This is a genomic window from Pseudomonas sp. S2_B10, assembly GCF_054668425.1.
The window spans coordinates 2,702,521-2,716,961 of record NZ_CP162768.1 but is presented as its reverse complement, the minus strand read 5'-3'; the positions used below and the strand labels follow the sequence as shown (position 1 = coordinate 2,716,961).

Below are 14,441 nucleotides of genomic sequence, written 5' to 3'. Positions count from 1 at the left end.
CTTTTTTATTTCTGATTTGACGGTGCTCGTGGTATCTGCCCCACTAACGTGCCATGTGCGCGTTTTTGCGGGTACCAAGTCACCACGAAGTAACCAAATCCTGTGGCGCGCTCGTGTCGCGGTTCAAGAATCAGTGTTCCCATAGAAGTCCTTAGTACCGCGACCCTGTTTCCACATCGCTGTTCTTTGAACTCACAATAGATTTGTGCTCCCGGGACGATCATTTTCGCAACAATCGCTGCTACCCCATCGGCAGTCTGGCAACCATGCTTGAGCAAATCGGCACTATGGGCTTCCCAAATGTGCACTACGCCAAAACCACTATTCGCTCGACGGTGAATACCTACCCGCAGGTAAATCTTCCCGCCTGGCAAGCCGAATTTTGGCATATCGGGGATCGTGCCAAAGATGTAACCACCATCTGGATGCTGAACTAGCGTGTTTTCTTTGAGCTTGAGCAAATCAGACAAGAGGGATCCAGAACCAGAGTGTCTGGCGATCAATGTGTATCGCCTGGAACTCGACGAATAGGATCGACCAGCGCAGGCGAAAGCCACCAGCCTAATCACAGCGAAGAGCTCACGGAATCAGGCGCAGACGCTGATGTTTGTAGGGCCATGCCCTAATATTTGTAGGACGCTGGCGAAAGGGGTGTGAAGGTCTTGTACCGGGAGTCGGATGTTCCACTTTGGCCACTCAACGCAGCCTCTGGAGGCGAAAAATGGACCGCAGTGGTATGCGCCCGATTCATCCGGGCGAGGTTCTGAATAAGGAATTCATGGAGCCGTTGAGCATGACCGTCATGGATCTGGCCATGCCCACGAAATGGCCCGAAAGCGAGATCGAAGAGCTTGTGAAATGCCAGCTCAGGATCTGCGCCGATCTGGCAATCAGCCTCGCCATTCAGCTCAACACTACGCCTGAGTTCTGGATGAATCTTCAGTCGACTTACGATTTGCGCAGAGCCCAGCTCCGGCATGCGGGCTCATAGCGATTGCAGCATCCGCGAAGCCCTTTTCCACCATGGCCCTGCCCGGGTCGCCCAACCCTCTGCTGAACATTCAGCATCAGATGAGCTTAGAAACCTGGGTTTTTTGGCGCAATCGGACGGCGGTCATCAAGGTTGTAGGACGTTGCGGGGATGGTTCAAGGGCTGAAGATCAAAAGATCGCAGCCTTCGGCAGCTCCTACAGGGGACGCGAATTATTCAGCGGGCGGTGTCAGCTTCGCTTCCATCTCGGCAACCTTGGCTTCGAGGCTTTCGAGGCGGGCGCGAGTACGCGCCAGCACTACCATCTGACTATCGAACTCTTCCCGGCTGACCAGATCAAGTTTGCTGAAGGCACTTTGCAGCAGCATTTTGAACTGGCTTTCGATTTCGGCTTTCGGCAGCGGGGTGTCGCCGTTGAAGAGGCGGGAGGCGGTGCCGCTCAGGGCGTCGAGGAAGTCTTTGGGCGCGAGCATGGGAAATGTCCTGGAAACAATGGCCGGCAGTGTATCACGCAGTGTCTATAGTCAATCCCGTTGCACGGATGCACGCTTTTCGCGCAGGGGGACGGACGGTGGCGCACCGTTGTTGTGCGTATCGGCAAAAGCTTTTCTGCCCGAGCGCGTGCAACAGGGGCCAAGAGATTGAAATGCAGGGTTTTTGCCGAGCTGGCAAGGTTTCTGCTTAGTCACCCTCGACCCATGCACTGATGCAGTCGCTGTGACGAATGCAGTGCGGCAGACGAAGCGGGGAGTTTCGTCTGATGCGGTTAGCTGGCGTCAACGATGCGTTACAAAGCCAGGCACTGCGCTTAGACTTGAGACGGGTTTGTTTTCCTGGGGCAAGTCCACCAATTCGGGAGAGAGTTTCATGAAGCTAGTCACTGCCATCATCAAGCCGTTCAAGTTGGACGACGTGCGCGAGTCGCTGTCCGAAATCGGCGTGCAGGGCATTACCGTTACTGAAGTCAAAGGCTTCGGCCGGCAGAAGGGTCACACCGAGCTGTATCGCGGCGCGGAATATGTGGTCGATTTTCTGCCCAAGGTGAAAATCGACGTGGCCATCGACGACAAGGATCTGGATCGGGTTATCGAGGCGATAACCAAAGCGGCCAACACCGGCAAGATCGGTGACGGCAAGATCTTCGTGGTCAATCTGGAACAGGCGATCCGCATCCGTACCGGCGAAACCGATACCGACGCGATCTAAGCGCCGCCACAAACCCAACGCCCCAGGAGAAAACAATATGACTCTGCGTAAATTCGCAGGGCTAGGCGCCCTGTTGTCCATCGTAATGCCCGGCATCGCCATGGCGGCAGACGAAGTGGCAGCGCCAGTCCTCAATTCCGGCGACACCGCCTGGATGCTCACCTCGACAGCGCTCGTGCTGTTCATGACCATCCCCGGCCTGGCGCTGTTCTACGGCGGTATGGTTCGCTCGAAAAACATTCTTTCCGTGCTGATGCAGTGCTTCGCCATTACCGGTCTGATCAGCATCCTGTGGGTCATTTATGGCTACAGCATTGCCTTCGACACCACCGGCATGGAGCAGGGCGTCGTCAACTTCAATTCGTTCTTCGGTGGCATGGGCAAGGCGTTCCTCGCCGGTGTCACGCCTTCGAGCATCACCGGCCCGGCGGCGCTGTTCCCTGAAGCGGTGTTCATCACCTTCCAGATGACCTTCGCGATCATCACCCCGGCGCTGATCGTCGGTGCGTTCGCCGAGCGCATGAAGTTCTCCGCGATGCTGATTTTCATGGGCATCTGGTTCACTCTGGTTTATGCACCGATCGCGCACATGGTCTGGTCCGGTAACGGCGGCCTGATGTGGGACTGGGGCGTGCTCGACTTTGCTGGCGGCACCGTGGTGCACATCAACGCCGGTATCGCCGGCCTGGTCGCGTGCCTGGTACTGGGCAAGCGCAAAGGCTTCCCGACCACACCGATGGCTCCGCATAACCTCGGCTACACCCTGATGGGCGCGGCGATGCTGTGGGTTGGCTGGTTCGGCTTCAACGCTGGTTCCGCTGCTGCCGCCAACGGCACTGCCGGTATGGCCATGCTGGTTACTCAGATCGCCACCGCCGCTGCGGCACTGGGCTGGATGTTTGCCGAGTGGGTCACCCACGGCAAGCCAAGCGCACTGGGGATTGCTTCGGGCGTGGTCGCCGGTCTGGTCGCGATCACTCCGGCCGCTGGCACTGTAGGCCCGATGGGTGCACTGGTGATCGGTCTGGCCGCAGGCGTGGTGTGCTTCTTCTGCGCCACCACCCTGAAACGCAAACTCGGCTATGACGATTCCCTGGATGCCTTCGGCGTGCACGGTATCGGCGGTATCCTCGGCGCGATCCTCACTGGTGTGTTTGCCGCACCGGCACTGGGCGGCTTCGGCACCGTGACTGACATCGGCGCGCAGGTCTGGATTCAGATCAAAGGCGTCGGCTTCACGGTGATCTACACCGCGATCGTGACTTTCATCATCCTCAAGGTGCTGGACGCCGTCATGGGTCTGCGCGTAACCGAGGAAGAAGAGTCGGTCGGCCTCGATCTGGCACAACACAACGAACGCGGCTACAACCTGTAAGTACGCGCGATAAAAAATTGCCCGGTTCGCCGGGCATTTTTTTGTCCGGGATTTGTCATTCAGGGTGCGGCTGAAAGGATTTTTCTTACGGCTTTGGTCGTCTTTACGACGAGGCTTTTTCTGCGGGCAATCGCTTACATCGCTGCAGGAATATTAGGGCCTTTGTTTTTTTTCAGAGCACGCTAGAATGCGCCCCGAACGAGCGGAGAACTGTATGTGGCAACAGACTCTGATAACCCTGCGGGCAAGGCCCCGGGGCTTTCATCTGGTGACGGACGAGTTACTCGCAGGCTTGCCTGAACTCAAGACCTGTCGGGTCGGTCTGTTGCATTTGTGGCTGCAGCACACGTCGGCATCGTTGACCATCAACGAGAACGCCGATCCGGCAGTTCGTCGCGACTTCGAACGATTTTTCAATCGTCTGATCCCACAAGGAACAGACGGCTACGAGCACAACGACGAAGGCCCGGATGATCTCCCGGCGCACTTCAAGGCCAGCGTGCTCGGTTGCCAGATCAGTCTGCCGGTTGCGGCAGGGCGGCTGGCACTGGGTACCTGGCAAGGGATTTATCTGGGCGAGCACCGTGATCATGGCGGTGCCCGTAAAGTCCTCGCCACCTTGCACGGTGAACAGGCATGAGCCGCTGCCGGGCAGCGGCAGAAGATTTTTCAACGGCGGCTTCGACAGCCGCCAAAGCTGGTCTATAACTAATCTGCTTTTGGCAAGTCATGAGGTAGAACATGAGCGACGATGATCTGGAAAACGACGACCTCGAAGTAGGCGACGAAGACGAGGCCGAGGAAGGCCTGGAAGCGGCAGCGGAAGACGTTACCGAAGACGATGGCGGTGACGACACGCCGGCCCCGGCTGCCAAAGGCAAAGCCAAGGCTGCGGTCTCGGTCGACGAGTTGCCGAGCATCGAAGCCAAGAACAAGGAGCGCGACGCCCTGGCCAAGGCCATGGAAGAATTCCTTGCGCGCGGCGGCAAGGTGCAGGAAGTTGAGGCCAACGTGGTCGCCGATCCGCCCAAGAAGCCGGACAACAAGTACGGCAGCCGCCCTATCTGAGGCGCGTCGCTCGCTTGCTGAAAAAGCCCGCCGTCGCTGCGGGCTTTTTTATGCCTGAAATAAATCCGTTGAAAGCAAATGCAGTCCTCTGTGGGAGCGAGCCTGCTCGCGAAGAGGGCATGTCAGCCGACATACATGTTGAATGACACACCGCATTCGCGAGCAGGCTCGCTCCCACAGGGTTTGTGGATTATTTCGAGGTGGCATTCCAGCGCGAGAGCACGACGGGCAATTCGGTCAGGCTGCGAATTTCCGCATCCGGCAAGTGCTCCGCCTCCCAGACCTTGCCTGTCGGGTTGAACCACACCGCGCGCAACCCCGCCTGCTGCGCCCCGGCGATGTCATCGCCGGGATGATCGCCGACATGCACCGCCGCTTCAGCACCCACACCACCGCGCTGTAACGCTTCATGAAACAGCCGTGCATCCGGTTTGGCGATGCCGATGTCTTCGGCGCACAAGGCGAACTTGAAGTAATCCGCCAGCCCCAGCCGGCGCACGTCGGCATTGCCATTGGTGACCACGCCGAGGGCGTAATGATTGGCGAGCAGCTCCAGCAGCGGCTCGACCTCCGGGAACACTTCGATCTGATGCCGCGCATGCAGGAACACTTCAAAAGCCTTGTCAGCCAGCTCCGACGCCTCGCGGTGGGCATATCCGGCTTCTTCCAGCGCATGGAACAGCACGCGTCGACGCAGCGCGCTGATGCGGTGCTTGAGCCCCGGTTCGCCCGCCAGCACACGCTCGCGAATCGACCATAAATGCTCCACCGGCACCGCGCCCAGACTCGACGCATGTTCGCTCAGCCATTCGCGCAACACTGTTTCGGCGCTGGCGATCACCGGAGCGGTGTCCCACAGGGTGTCGTCGAGGTCGAAGGTGATCAACTGAATGCTCATGAATCATCGCCTTTCATGCGTTTGGCCCGGGGATGGGCGCTGTCGTAGACCGCCGCCAGATGCTGGAAGTCGAGGTGGGTATAGATCTGTGTGGTTTTGATATCGGAGTGGCCGAGCAATTCCTGCACCGCGCGCAGATCCTGCGAGGACTCGAGCAAATGGCTGGCGAAGGAGTGCCGGAGCATGTGCGGGTGCAGGTTCTGCCCCAGTTCGCGCTCGCCAGCCAGTTTGACCCGCACCTGAATCGCGCGCGGGCCAAGGCGTCGGCCCTGCTGGCTGACAAATACGGCATCGTCTGCCGGGTTGGTCATTGCGCGTAGCGGCAACCAGTGTTCGAGGGCTTCGCGGGCCTTGGCGCCGACTGGCAGCAGCCGGGTCTTGCTGCCCTTGCCGAGCACCTGAACCATGCCGTCGGCGAGGTCGAGTTGATCGAGATTGAGCCCGGTCAGCTCGGACAGGCGCAGGCCAGAGGAATAGAACAGCTCCAGAATCGCCTGATCGCGCCGGGCGAGAAAATCGTCCTCGACCGCACCTTCCAGCAGCTGCAATGCGCGATCGGTATCAAGGGTTTTCGGCAGGCGTCGTTCGCCTTTCGGTGGGGCCAGGCCGGTGGCCGGGTCGTGGTCACACAGGCCTTCGCGATTCAAGTAGTGATAGAGCCCGCGCACCGCCGAGAGCAGGCGGGCGAGGCTGCGCGAGGACTGGCCTTGAGCATGCAACCGGGCGATCAGGCTGCGCAGGCGCTGGATATCCAGCGCGGCCCAGCTGCCGATGTTCTGCTTGATGCACCAGCCAAGGACTTTATCGAGGTCGCGGCGATAAGCCGACAGGGTGTGCGGCGACACCTGTCGCTCACTGCGCAGATGTTCGCAGTAAGCGTCCAGTTGTCGTTCCATGGTCAGCGTACCGAGCGCAGCGAGCTGTTGACCCGTGGCAGCACGCGGCCCATGACCTCGGCGATGTAGCTCAGGAACAGGGTGCCGACCGAGCTCTTGTAGTGCTGCGGGTCACGGCTGGCGATGGCCAGAATGCCGTGAATGCCCTGATGGCTGATGGCAACCACGGCGGTCGAGCCGATCTGCTGGCGCTGTTCTTCGCCGAAGAGGAAATCCAGCTCATGTTCACGCAGGCTGCCGCTGACGCTTTTGCCTTCGGTGAGCAGGCCACCGATCGCGGTTTGCGCGTCGGCGTGAGTCACCCAGCGGCCGACCGGTGCCGGGTTGTCGCCGAGCAGGATCAGGCTGACGAAAGGCACCTGGAAATCCTGACGCAGGCTGTCTTCAACGCTGATGACCACGTCTTCCAGGGTCGATGCATCCATCAGCGCGAGAATCAGGCGGCGGGTCTTTTCGAACAGGCGATCGTTGTCGCGGGCCACGTCCATCAGATGCGAAAGGCGATGGCGCATCTCGATATTGCGGTCGCGCAGGATGGTCATCTGCCGTTCGACCAGCGACACGGTGTCGCCGCGTCGGTGCGGGATGCGCAACGACGGCAGCAGCTCTTCGTGCTCGACGAAAAAGTCCGGATGAGCCTCCAGGTAGGCGGCAACCGCGGCTGCCTCGAGGCTCTCGGACGCTGATTCATCGGCTGGTCGGGCGGGTACCTGTGGCTTGTCGGTCATGATTTCTGCTCGCTCAAAGACGCACTTGTCCTTCGTATACACGCACTGCCGGACCGGTCATCAACACCGGTTCGCCCGGGCCGGCCCACTCGATGGACAGACGCCCGCCGGGCAGGTCGATCAACAGCGGCGAATCCATCCACCCCTGACTGATGGCCGCCACCGCCGCCGCACAGGCGCCGGTGCCGCAGGCCTGGGTTTCCCCGGCGCCGCGTTCCCAAACACGCAGTTGCGCGCGATGGCGGTCGATGACCTGAAGGAAGCCGACATTGACCCGCGCCGGAAAGCGCGGGTGGTGTTCGATCTTCGGCCCCAGTTCATGCACCGGTGCGCTGTTGATGTCGTCCACGCGAATGACCGCATGGGGATTGCCCATCGACACGGCGGCCAGTTCGACCGTGGTGCCATCGACTTCCAGCGGATAGCTGCTGGCCTGGGCCGGCGCCTGGAATGGAATGTCTGCCGGCACCAGGCGCGGCGCGCCCATGTTCACGCCGATCTGGCCGTCGTTACGCACGTCCAGTTCAATGATGCCGCCCTTGGTCTCGACGCGGATCTGCCGTTTGGCGGTCAGACGCTTGTCGAGCACGAAGCGGGCGAAGCAGCGCGCACCGTTGCCGCATTGCTCCACTTCCGAGCCGTCGGAATTGAAGATCCGGTAGCGGAAATCCACATCCGGGTTGCTCGGCGCTTCGACGATCAGCAACTGGTCGAAACCGATACCGGTGTGGCGGTCGCCCCATTGCTTGGCGTGTTTGGGCTGAATGTGCGCGTGCTGGCTGACCAGGTCGAGGACCATGAAGTCGTTGCCCAGGCCGTGCATTTTGGTAAAACGCAGCAGCATGGGTTACTCCGGCAGCAGGCTTTCGCCGGCAAACAGCTCGGCCACGGTTTCGCGGCGACGCACTTCAAAAACCTGATCACCATCCACCAGCACTTCAGCGGCACGGCCGCGAGTGTTGTAGTTGGAGCTCATCACAAAACCGTAGGCGCCAGCCGAATGCACGGCCAGCAGATCGCCTTCTTCCAGCGCCAGCTCGCGGTCCTTGGCGAGGAAGTCGCCGGTTTCGCAGATCGGGCCGACGATGTCGTACTTGCGTGCAGCGCTGTCGCGCGGTTTCACCGCGGTGACGTCCATCCATGCCTGATACAGCGCTGGACGGATGAGGTCGTTCATCGCCGCATCGACGATGGCGAAATCCTTGTGCTCGGTGTGCTTGAGGTATTCGACCTGTGTCAGCAACACGCCGCCATTGGCAACGATGAAGCGGCCTGGCTCGAACACCAGCGCCAGATCACGCCCGTCGAGACGTTCGCGCACGGCTTTGATGTAGTCGGCAGCCAGCGGCGGCTCCTCATCGCGGTAACGCACGCCCAGGCCGCCACCGAGATCGATGTGGCGCAGGTGAATCCCGCAATCGCCCAGACGGTCGACCAGATCCAGCAGGCGATCCAAGGCGTCAATAAATGGTGGCAGCGTGGTCAGTTGCGAACCGATATGGCAGTCAACGCCCACCACTTCCAGGTTCGGCAGATGCGCGGCGCGCACGTACACGTCTTCGGCATCGGCAATGGCGATGCCGAACTTGTTCTCTTTCAGACCGGTGGAAATGTACGGATGGGTGCCGGCATCGACGTCCGGGTTCACGCGCAGCGAAACCGGGGCGCGAACACCCAGCTCGGCGGCGACTACTTGCAGGCGCTCGAGCTCGTCGGTGGATTCGACGTTGAAGCAGTGCACGCCGACTTCGAGGGCGCGGCGCATGTCGTCACGGGTCTTGCCGACGCCGGAGAAAACGATCTTGTCGGCGCTGCCACCAGCGGCCAGTACACGTTCCAGCTCGCCACGGGAAACGATATCGAAACCGGCGCCGAGACGGGCCAGGACATTCAGTACACCGAGGTTGGAGTTGGCTTTGACCGCGAAGCAGACCAGATGCGGCATGCCGGCCAGCGCATCGGCGTAGGCCAGATACTGCGCTTCGATGTGCGCGCGCGAGTAGACATAGGTGGGCGTGCCGAAGCGGTCGGCGATGGCGGACAGCGCCACACCTTCCGCGAACAGCTCCCCGCCACGGTAGTTAAAAGCGTCCATGGCGATCCCTTAGTAAACGTCGTGCTTGTGAGCCTTGGATGGCTGCTTCTGCGAAGACTGGGCTTGTTCGGCCGGGTCCTGATCGTCATCCGGCAGGTACAGCGGGCCTTTTTGACCACAGGCCGAAACGAGGCAGGCAACCGCGACGAGCGCAGCAAGGGAAGAGATCAGGCGCTTCATGGCGAAATCCTTGAAAATGCGTTAATTGCGCCGGAGTATACCGGCCACCCGGCAGCTTGCCTATGCGAGGGGGTTCCCGTCCGGCGGGGCTCCTGTGATGCGCATCATCCCTGTGGGAGCGAGCCTGCTCGCGAAGGCGTCGGCAAATTCAACAGGCTCGTTGCCTGACACACCGCTTTCGCGAGCAGGCTCGCTCCCACGGGGGCGGTGCTGGATGGGCCGACAGGTGCTTGGTCGTTAATCTTTGCAATCGGTCGGCAGCGTCCGTATCTTTCGGCGCTTGAGCCTGATCAGACATTTTTGAGGTTGCCGCAATGAGTTTGTCCGAAGCCCGTTTCCACGATCTGGTCGATGCTACCCAGCAGACGCTGGAAGATATCTTTGATGACAGCGACCTGGATATCGACCTGGAGAGCTCGGCAGGTGTCTTGACCGTCAAGTTCGAAAATGGCTCGCAGCTGATCTTCAGCCGCCAGGAGCCGTTGCGTCAGCTGTGGCTGGCGGCCGTGTCCGGTGGTTTCCACTTCGACTACGACGAAGAAAGCGAGCGCTGGATGTGCGACAAGAGCGAAGAGCAATTGGGCGAAATGCTTCAGCGCCTCGTAAAGCAGCAGGCTGGCGCCGAATTCGATTTCGAAGGTCTGTGATTCGTGACGGATGCCGCGCCTGTTCGCCCGCCGAAACCGCTCTACAGCAACGTCAGCCCGGCGGTGCCTTCGCCCTGCACGGGTGTGTGTCGACTGGACGAGCAGAAAGTCTGTCTCGGCTGTGCGCGCCACGTCGAGGACATTCGCGAGTGGCGCTCGGCGGATGATCAGCGGCGCCGGGTGATTTGCCAGCAGGCTACCGCACGAAAGTCCCAAGCCTGTTGATATTGTGGCGAGGGGATTTATCCCCGTTGGGTCGCGTAGCGGCCCCAAAATCTATACGGCTGCTGCGCAGCCGAACGGGGATAAATCCCCTCGCCACAAGGGTTTCACCCAGGCAAAAAAGGGCGTGACTTGTATATTTTTTGAGCTGTGATAGTGTCCGCGAACGCCTCAAACCACCGAGGCACGGTGAAAACCCCGTCTTTTTTGGCGGGGTTTTGCTTTTTTTGTGCAGAAGAAAGGAGTCTGCCTGGATCATGACCGCACCTTCCATCACCCTTACCCGTCTGGACGTGCAACGTCTGGAGCGCCTGATCGACAGCCTGAGCGACAAAGACCAGGCTGCGCCGGGCGTGATTGCGCTGCAAACCGAGCTGGACCGCGCCGATACCGTGGTCGGCCACGATGAAGTGCCCGCCGATGTCGTGACCATGAATTCCCGCGTGCATTGCCGCGAAGAAGGCAGTGGCAAGGATTACCACCTGACGCTGGTCTATCCCAAGGACGCCAACGCCGATGAAGGCAAGATTTCCATTCTCGCTCCGGTTGGCAGTGCGCTGCTGGGCCTGAAGGTCGGTCAGCACATCGATTGGCCGGCGCCGGGCGGCAAGTCGCTGAAACTGACCTTGCTGGAAGTGGAATCGCAACCGGTCAACGGCGGCGCCTTTCCCGAATAAATTCCTGCTTCAAACCTGTTCGAGCGCTTCATTCAACGAGCGCTCCAGGTCCGCCTTGTAGCGCAGATACAGATTGCTTGAACTGTGCCCGTCACCGAGCAGACCCGACAGGTCGAGGTCGGTGATGTAGCAGCGATAACGCTCGGTCTCGCGACGCTGCTCGACGATCTCCCGGGCGACCACGCTGAACAACTGGTCGCCATGCTCCAGCTCGCTGAATTCCCGCTGATTGCAGTACAAGGTGACCTGCACTTCGCCGGGTGCGGCTTTGCCGATGATTGCCTGCACGTCGTAGAACGGTTTGTTCACCGGGGTCTGCGGTGCTGGTCGGGTTTCGACCCTGCGCGAGCGCCCCGGGCCTGACGGCAACAGCTGGTAATACAAAGTCTCGGGGCTGCCCGCAGGGCCACCGTCCATCGGCAATTGCGCTTCACGGCGGTACTGGATCGATTGCAGAAAACGTTGCAGCGGCACCAGCAGACTCTGCTCGTCGTGGTACGGCAGCTGCTGTTGCCACAGCGCATTGAATTCATCCAGCACGTACAGCTCCGCCTGCTGTTCACTGATGCGATAGAACACTTGAATGCACTCCGGCTGACCCATCGGCAGGATCAGCGCCAGATCGTGATCTTCCAGCGCCATCGGGTCGAGGTGCAGCGGGCTGTAGCGCGGTTGTTCTTCGCCCAGATAATCGAGCAGCGCCGGCAGGGTGGCGAGGGCGACATGGTTGACCTGACCCGGCACCAGCTCCAGCACGTGATAGTGCTGCTGCACCTGAATCAGGTAGCGATGATTCAAGTCACTGAGCAACAGGGTCTGCGCGGTGTCGACGATTTCCTCGACGCGGCGGGCAATGAATTGCGCGCGGTTGTGGCAGAAGCAGCGCACTTTCAGCGAAGGCTGCACCGGGCCGCGCGGCAGGTTGTTGAGGTAATCGCGCAGGCAGTCGAGCAGCGCATGCGGGCCGTCGAAACGATTGACCAGCACTTCGTTCCAGCTGTTGAGCGTGACCTGATCGAGGGTCAGCACCAGGTTCTCGCGCACGCCGGCATAGCTCAGCGAGTCGGTGCGTTCGGTGGTCATCAAAATGTTCAGATCACGGTGATGCTTGAGCGGATCGACGCCGACGTTGATCAGCAGCAGCACTTCGCTGGGCACGGCGGCGCGCAGCAAGGGCTCTTCGGCGACGGTGGACAAGGGCAGGGCGATGCATTGCTGCAGGCTGCCGAGCAGGTTGAACAGCTCGAACTCGCTCAAGTCGCTGGTGCCCGGATGCAGGGCCAGGCGGGTGCTGCTGTCGATCACGCCGTTGCGGTGGCACCAGGTCAGCAGTTCAAGCAGCTCGCGACTGCGCTTGATCGGCGCGAAGTGTTCCCACTCCAGCGCCGTCAGGCTGCCGTTGTACAAACCCCACTGGGTCTGCCCCGGCTCCTTTTTGTTCGGCGACTGCACCAGGGTCAGGGTGTCTTCGGCCAGGTCCGGGGCGATGCCCGGATTGATGAACTCGACCTTGTCGGCCTTGCGCTCGAATGCCGCGTAGAGTCGACGGCCAAGCACATTGAGGTCGCGCTTGTTGATCAGGCTGACAGTCTGTTCGCTGCGGGCGAACTGGGTCAGGAAGCGATAGCTGTAGTTGAGTTCGTTGACCAGCGCTCGGCGCTCGGCGCTGACCTGGCGGACTTTCCACTGACTGCGGCTGTCGAGCAGCGCCAGTTGCCGCTGATCCCAGTGCCACTCGCCGGCCAGGCGTTCGAGCAGTGCGCGTTGCCAACCCTGACTGCGGCTGTTGCCGGTGAGCTTGCGGTTGACCTTCAGATACAGCGCGCGGCGCACCAGCTCAAGGCGTTCCGGTTCGTTGCGGGCGAGCAGGTATTCCTCGATACGCCGGTACACGACCATGTACGGGTCAAGCTCATCGAGATCGAGCTGATTGGCGAACACGGCTTTCTTGAAGCGCAGGCTCAGGCACTGCACCTGCGGATGTTCGCTGGCGTACACCTCGGTCAGCAGCAGTTTGAGCACCGACTTGTAGGGCGACTCGATGCCTTTGAACAACTGCCACAACCCGGCACCGATGAATTCGCCGGGCGGAATGGTCGCCATCGGCCCGAGATCGAGGGTTTCATCGGCGCGAATAAAGCGTTTGGACAGCAGGGTGTGGGTGTAAGCGTCGTAGGCTGTTTCTTCATAGACTGGCACCAGCCACCAGATCGGCGTGCGCCCGGCCAGCCAGATCGCCGTGCGATAAAACTCGTCGAGCAGCAGATAGTGCTGGGTGCTGCCGCAGTTTTCCGAACTGAGCTGAGCATCACGTTCGCCTTTGACGAAGCGCGCCGGGTCGATCAGGAAGAAATGCGCCTCGGCACCCTGGCTCGCGGCCCAGGTTTCCAGCAACTGGCATTTCTTGCGTAGCTCGGCGAGTTCGCTTTCGCTCAGATCTGGGGCATGGCAGACCCACACATCCATGTCGCTCTGATCGGCCTGTGCCAGCGTGCCGAGGCTGCCCATCAGGAACAGACCGTGAATCGGTCGCGGTGGGTTGCTGCCATGGCGCGGTTTGTAAGAAAACGAGCGGGTCAGGCGCTGCGCCTCGGTCAGCGCATTGGCGTCCGGCTCATAATTCGAGAGACCGGCCGGCGTACTGCCCGAGACATAGCCGGGCAGCAACGGATGATTGACGTGAAAGAACAGCGGCAACAGCGTCAGCACGCTTTGCTGGCGCGTCGACAAACCTTCGAGGGCGCGGCCGAGGCGGCCTTCATTGAGTTTGAGAAAACGGGCGCGCAGTTGGCTGAGTACCTTGCGGTCGATGCCTTCGTCCAGGTCGGGGCGGATTTCGTGGGTGCGCGTCATGTCAGCTCAAACCGGCTTGCAGGCTCGGACGTAGAGGGTCTCGGAATGGCCGCAGTTTAGCCTCTGCGCAGCAGGAGGTTTAAGCTGAATTTGTTTTTTGACGTCAGATTTTCATCGGCAGTGATCAGGCTGGCCCGCGGAAATCCCGTGGCAGGAGTTTCCGTGGGCAAAGTCGGAAAAAGTCAGGCGGTTTCCTGCTCTCTCAGAATCGTCAGTACGGTCTGCACGTTTTGCGCGGCATCGCGGCCGAGGCTGGTCAGATAACCGCCATCGGGCTGGTCGGTGAGTTCTTTTTCGAAGAGGCGTTTGGCGGCGGCTATGTGTTTCGGGGCAGCGGTCTGATGAATTTTCAGACCTTCCTGGGAACTGTCCAGGTTGAAGAGTGCAAGGACTTCCAGTTCGGCAACCAACTCAGGGGTAAGCGACATAAGGACTCCAGACTTTCTAGGAATTGGACGACAGCGCCCCTAAGGTGAACCCGCTGGTGCAGCATGTCCAGTGCTCGGATCAGGGGATTTTGTCTTGAGGCGAATTCCAGTGTAGTCCGCATAAAAAAGATCGCAGCCTTCGGCAGCTCCTACAGGAGATTGGTGCAGGAGCTGCCG

The 14,441-nt window shown here is 60.4% G+C and carries 18 protein-coding genes; 8 read left to right on the top strand and 10 right to left on the bottom strand.

Annotated elements, in window-relative coordinates:
• Positions 1 to 5: 5 nt before the first annotated feature.
• Complete coding sequence (locus AB4O45_RS12270; RefSeq protein WP_267795958.1) at positions 6 to 470, bottom strand: hypothetical protein; 465 nt, start codon at positions 468 to 470, stop codon at positions 6 to 8.
• A 251-nt stretch (positions 471 to 721) separates the two neighbouring features.
• Between AB4O45_RS12270 and AB4O45_RS12265 the strand changes: the two genes are divergently transcribed.
• Positions 722 to 991, top strand: a complete 270-nt coding sequence (locus tag AB4O45_RS12265) for a HigA family addiction module antitoxin (RefSeq protein WP_460161441.1) — start codon at positions 722 to 724, stop codon at positions 989 to 991.
• Between the two features lie 212 nt (positions 992 to 1,203).
• Here AB4O45_RS12265 and AB4O45_RS12260 read toward each other — a convergent pair whose 3' ends face one another.
• Positions 1,204 to 1,464, bottom strand: a complete 261-nt coding sequence (locus AB4O45_RS12260; RefSeq protein ID WP_008086041.1) for an accessory factor UbiK family protein — start codon at positions 1,462 to 1,464, stop codon at positions 1,204 to 1,206.
• 394 nt (positions 1,465 to 1,858) lie between these two features.
• Between AB4O45_RS12260 and glnK the strand changes: the two genes are divergently transcribed.
• From glnK to sutA, 4 genes are all read left to right on the top strand, one after another.
• Entirely contained in the window at positions 1,859 to 2,197 is a 339-nt protein-coding gene (gene glnK / locus AB4O45_RS12255; protein WP_002555808.1) for a P-II family nitrogen regulator, read from the top strand.
• Between the two features lie 37 nt (positions 2,198 to 2,234).
• Positions 2,235 to 3,572, top strand: coding sequence for an ammonium transporter (locus AB4O45_RS12250; protein ID WP_041476939.1), 1,338 nt, complete (start codon positions 2,235 to 2,237; stop codon positions 3,570 to 3,572).
• A 214-nt stretch (positions 3,573 to 3,786) separates the two neighbouring features.
• Entirely contained in the window at positions 3,787 to 4,212 is a 426-nt protein-coding gene (locus tag AB4O45_RS12245; RefSeq protein ID WP_024014775.1) for a secondary thiamine-phosphate synthase enzyme YjbQ, read from the top strand.
• A 101-nt stretch (positions 4,213 to 4,313) separates the two neighbouring features.
• A complete protein-coding gene (sutA, locus tag AB4O45_RS12240; RefSeq protein WP_056791627.1) occupies positions 4,314 to 4,640 on the top strand; it encodes a transcriptional regulator SutA in 327 nt (108 codons plus the stop codon).
• A gap of 190 nt (positions 4,641 to 4,830) precedes the next feature.
• Here sutA and AB4O45_RS12235 read toward each other — a convergent pair whose 3' ends face one another.
• From AB4O45_RS12235 to lptM, 6 genes are read right to left on the bottom strand one after another with little or no spacing between them, the layout of a single operon-like run.
• Positions 4,831 to 5,538 (bottom strand): HAD family hydrolase, encoded by a 708-nt coding sequence (locus AB4O45_RS12235; RefSeq protein WP_460161440.1) that lies wholly within the window; start codon positions 5,536 to 5,538, stop codon positions 4,831 to 4,833.
• Positions 5,535 to 6,434, bottom strand: a complete 900-nt coding sequence (gene xerC / locus AB4O45_RS12230) for a tyrosine recombinase XerC (protein ID WP_095181255.1) — start codon at positions 6,432 to 6,434, stop codon at positions 5,535 to 5,537. Before xerC ends, AB4O45_RS12235 begins: the two co-directional genes overlap by 4 nt.
• Before the next feature lie 2 nt (positions 6,435 to 6,436).
• Positions 6,437 to 7,162, bottom strand: coding sequence for a DUF484 family protein (locus AB4O45_RS12225; protein WP_041476935.1), 726 nt, complete (start codon positions 7,160 to 7,162; stop codon positions 6,437 to 6,439).
• 13 nt (positions 7,163 to 7,175) lie between these two features.
• Positions 7,176 to 8,006 carry a diaminopimelate epimerase gene (gene dapF, locus AB4O45_RS12220; protein ID WP_056791632.1) on the bottom strand — a complete coding sequence of 277 codons (831 nt, stop codon included), beginning with the start codon at positions 8,004 to 8,006 and terminating at the stop codon, positions 7,176 to 7,178.
• Positions 8,007 to 8,009: 3 nt separating this feature from the next.
• The gene (lysA, locus tag AB4O45_RS12215; protein WP_056791636.1) at positions 8,010 to 9,257 is read right to left on the bottom strand and encodes a diaminopimelate decarboxylase; all 1,248 of its coding nucleotides are present in this window, start codon (positions 9,255 to 9,257) and stop codon (positions 8,010 to 8,012) included.
• Positions 9,258 to 9,266: 9 nt separating this feature from the next.
• On the bottom strand, positions 9,267 to 9,437 hold the full coding sequence (lptM, locus tag AB4O45_RS12210; RefSeq protein WP_016772589.1) for an LPS translocon maturation chaperone LptM: 171 nt from the start codon (positions 9,435 to 9,437) through the stop codon (positions 9,267 to 9,269).
• Positions 9,438 to 9,751: 314 nt separating this feature from the next.
• On the opposite strand from lptM, the gene cyaY reads away from it, so the two are divergent.
• The 3 genes from cyaY to rnk all read left to right on the top strand — a co-directional run bounded on the left by cyaY (position 9,752) and on the right by rnk (position 10,983).
• On the top strand, positions 9,752 to 10,084 hold the full coding sequence (cyaY, locus tag AB4O45_RS12205; RefSeq protein WP_056791639.1) for an iron donor protein CyaY: 333 nt from the start codon (positions 9,752 to 9,754) through the stop codon (positions 10,082 to 10,084).
• Positions 10,085 to 10,087: 3 nt separating this feature from the next.
• Positions 10,088 to 10,309, top strand: a complete 222-nt coding sequence (locus AB4O45_RS12200; RefSeq protein WP_076564524.1) for a DUF1289 domain-containing protein — start codon at positions 10,088 to 10,090, stop codon at positions 10,307 to 10,309.
• 254 nt (positions 10,310 to 10,563) lie between these two features.
• Positions 10,564 to 10,983, top strand: a complete 420-nt coding sequence (gene rnk / locus AB4O45_RS12195; RefSeq protein WP_024014769.1) for a nucleoside diphosphate kinase regulator — start codon at positions 10,564 to 10,566, stop codon at positions 10,981 to 10,983.
• Between the two features lie 9 nt (positions 10,984 to 10,992).
• On the opposite strand, the gene AB4O45_RS12190 is transcribed toward rnk, so the two are convergent.
• Positions 10,993 to 13,836, bottom strand: coding sequence for a class I adenylate cyclase (locus AB4O45_RS12190; protein WP_460161439.1), 2,844 nt, complete (start codon positions 13,834 to 13,836; stop codon positions 10,993 to 10,995).
• Between the two features lie 182 nt (positions 13,837 to 14,018).
• Entirely contained in the window at positions 14,019 to 14,264 is a 246-nt protein-coding gene (locus AB4O45_RS12185) for a TIGR02647 family protein (protein ID WP_003229392.1), read from the bottom strand.
• Positions 14,265 to 14,441 lie beyond the last annotated feature (177 nt).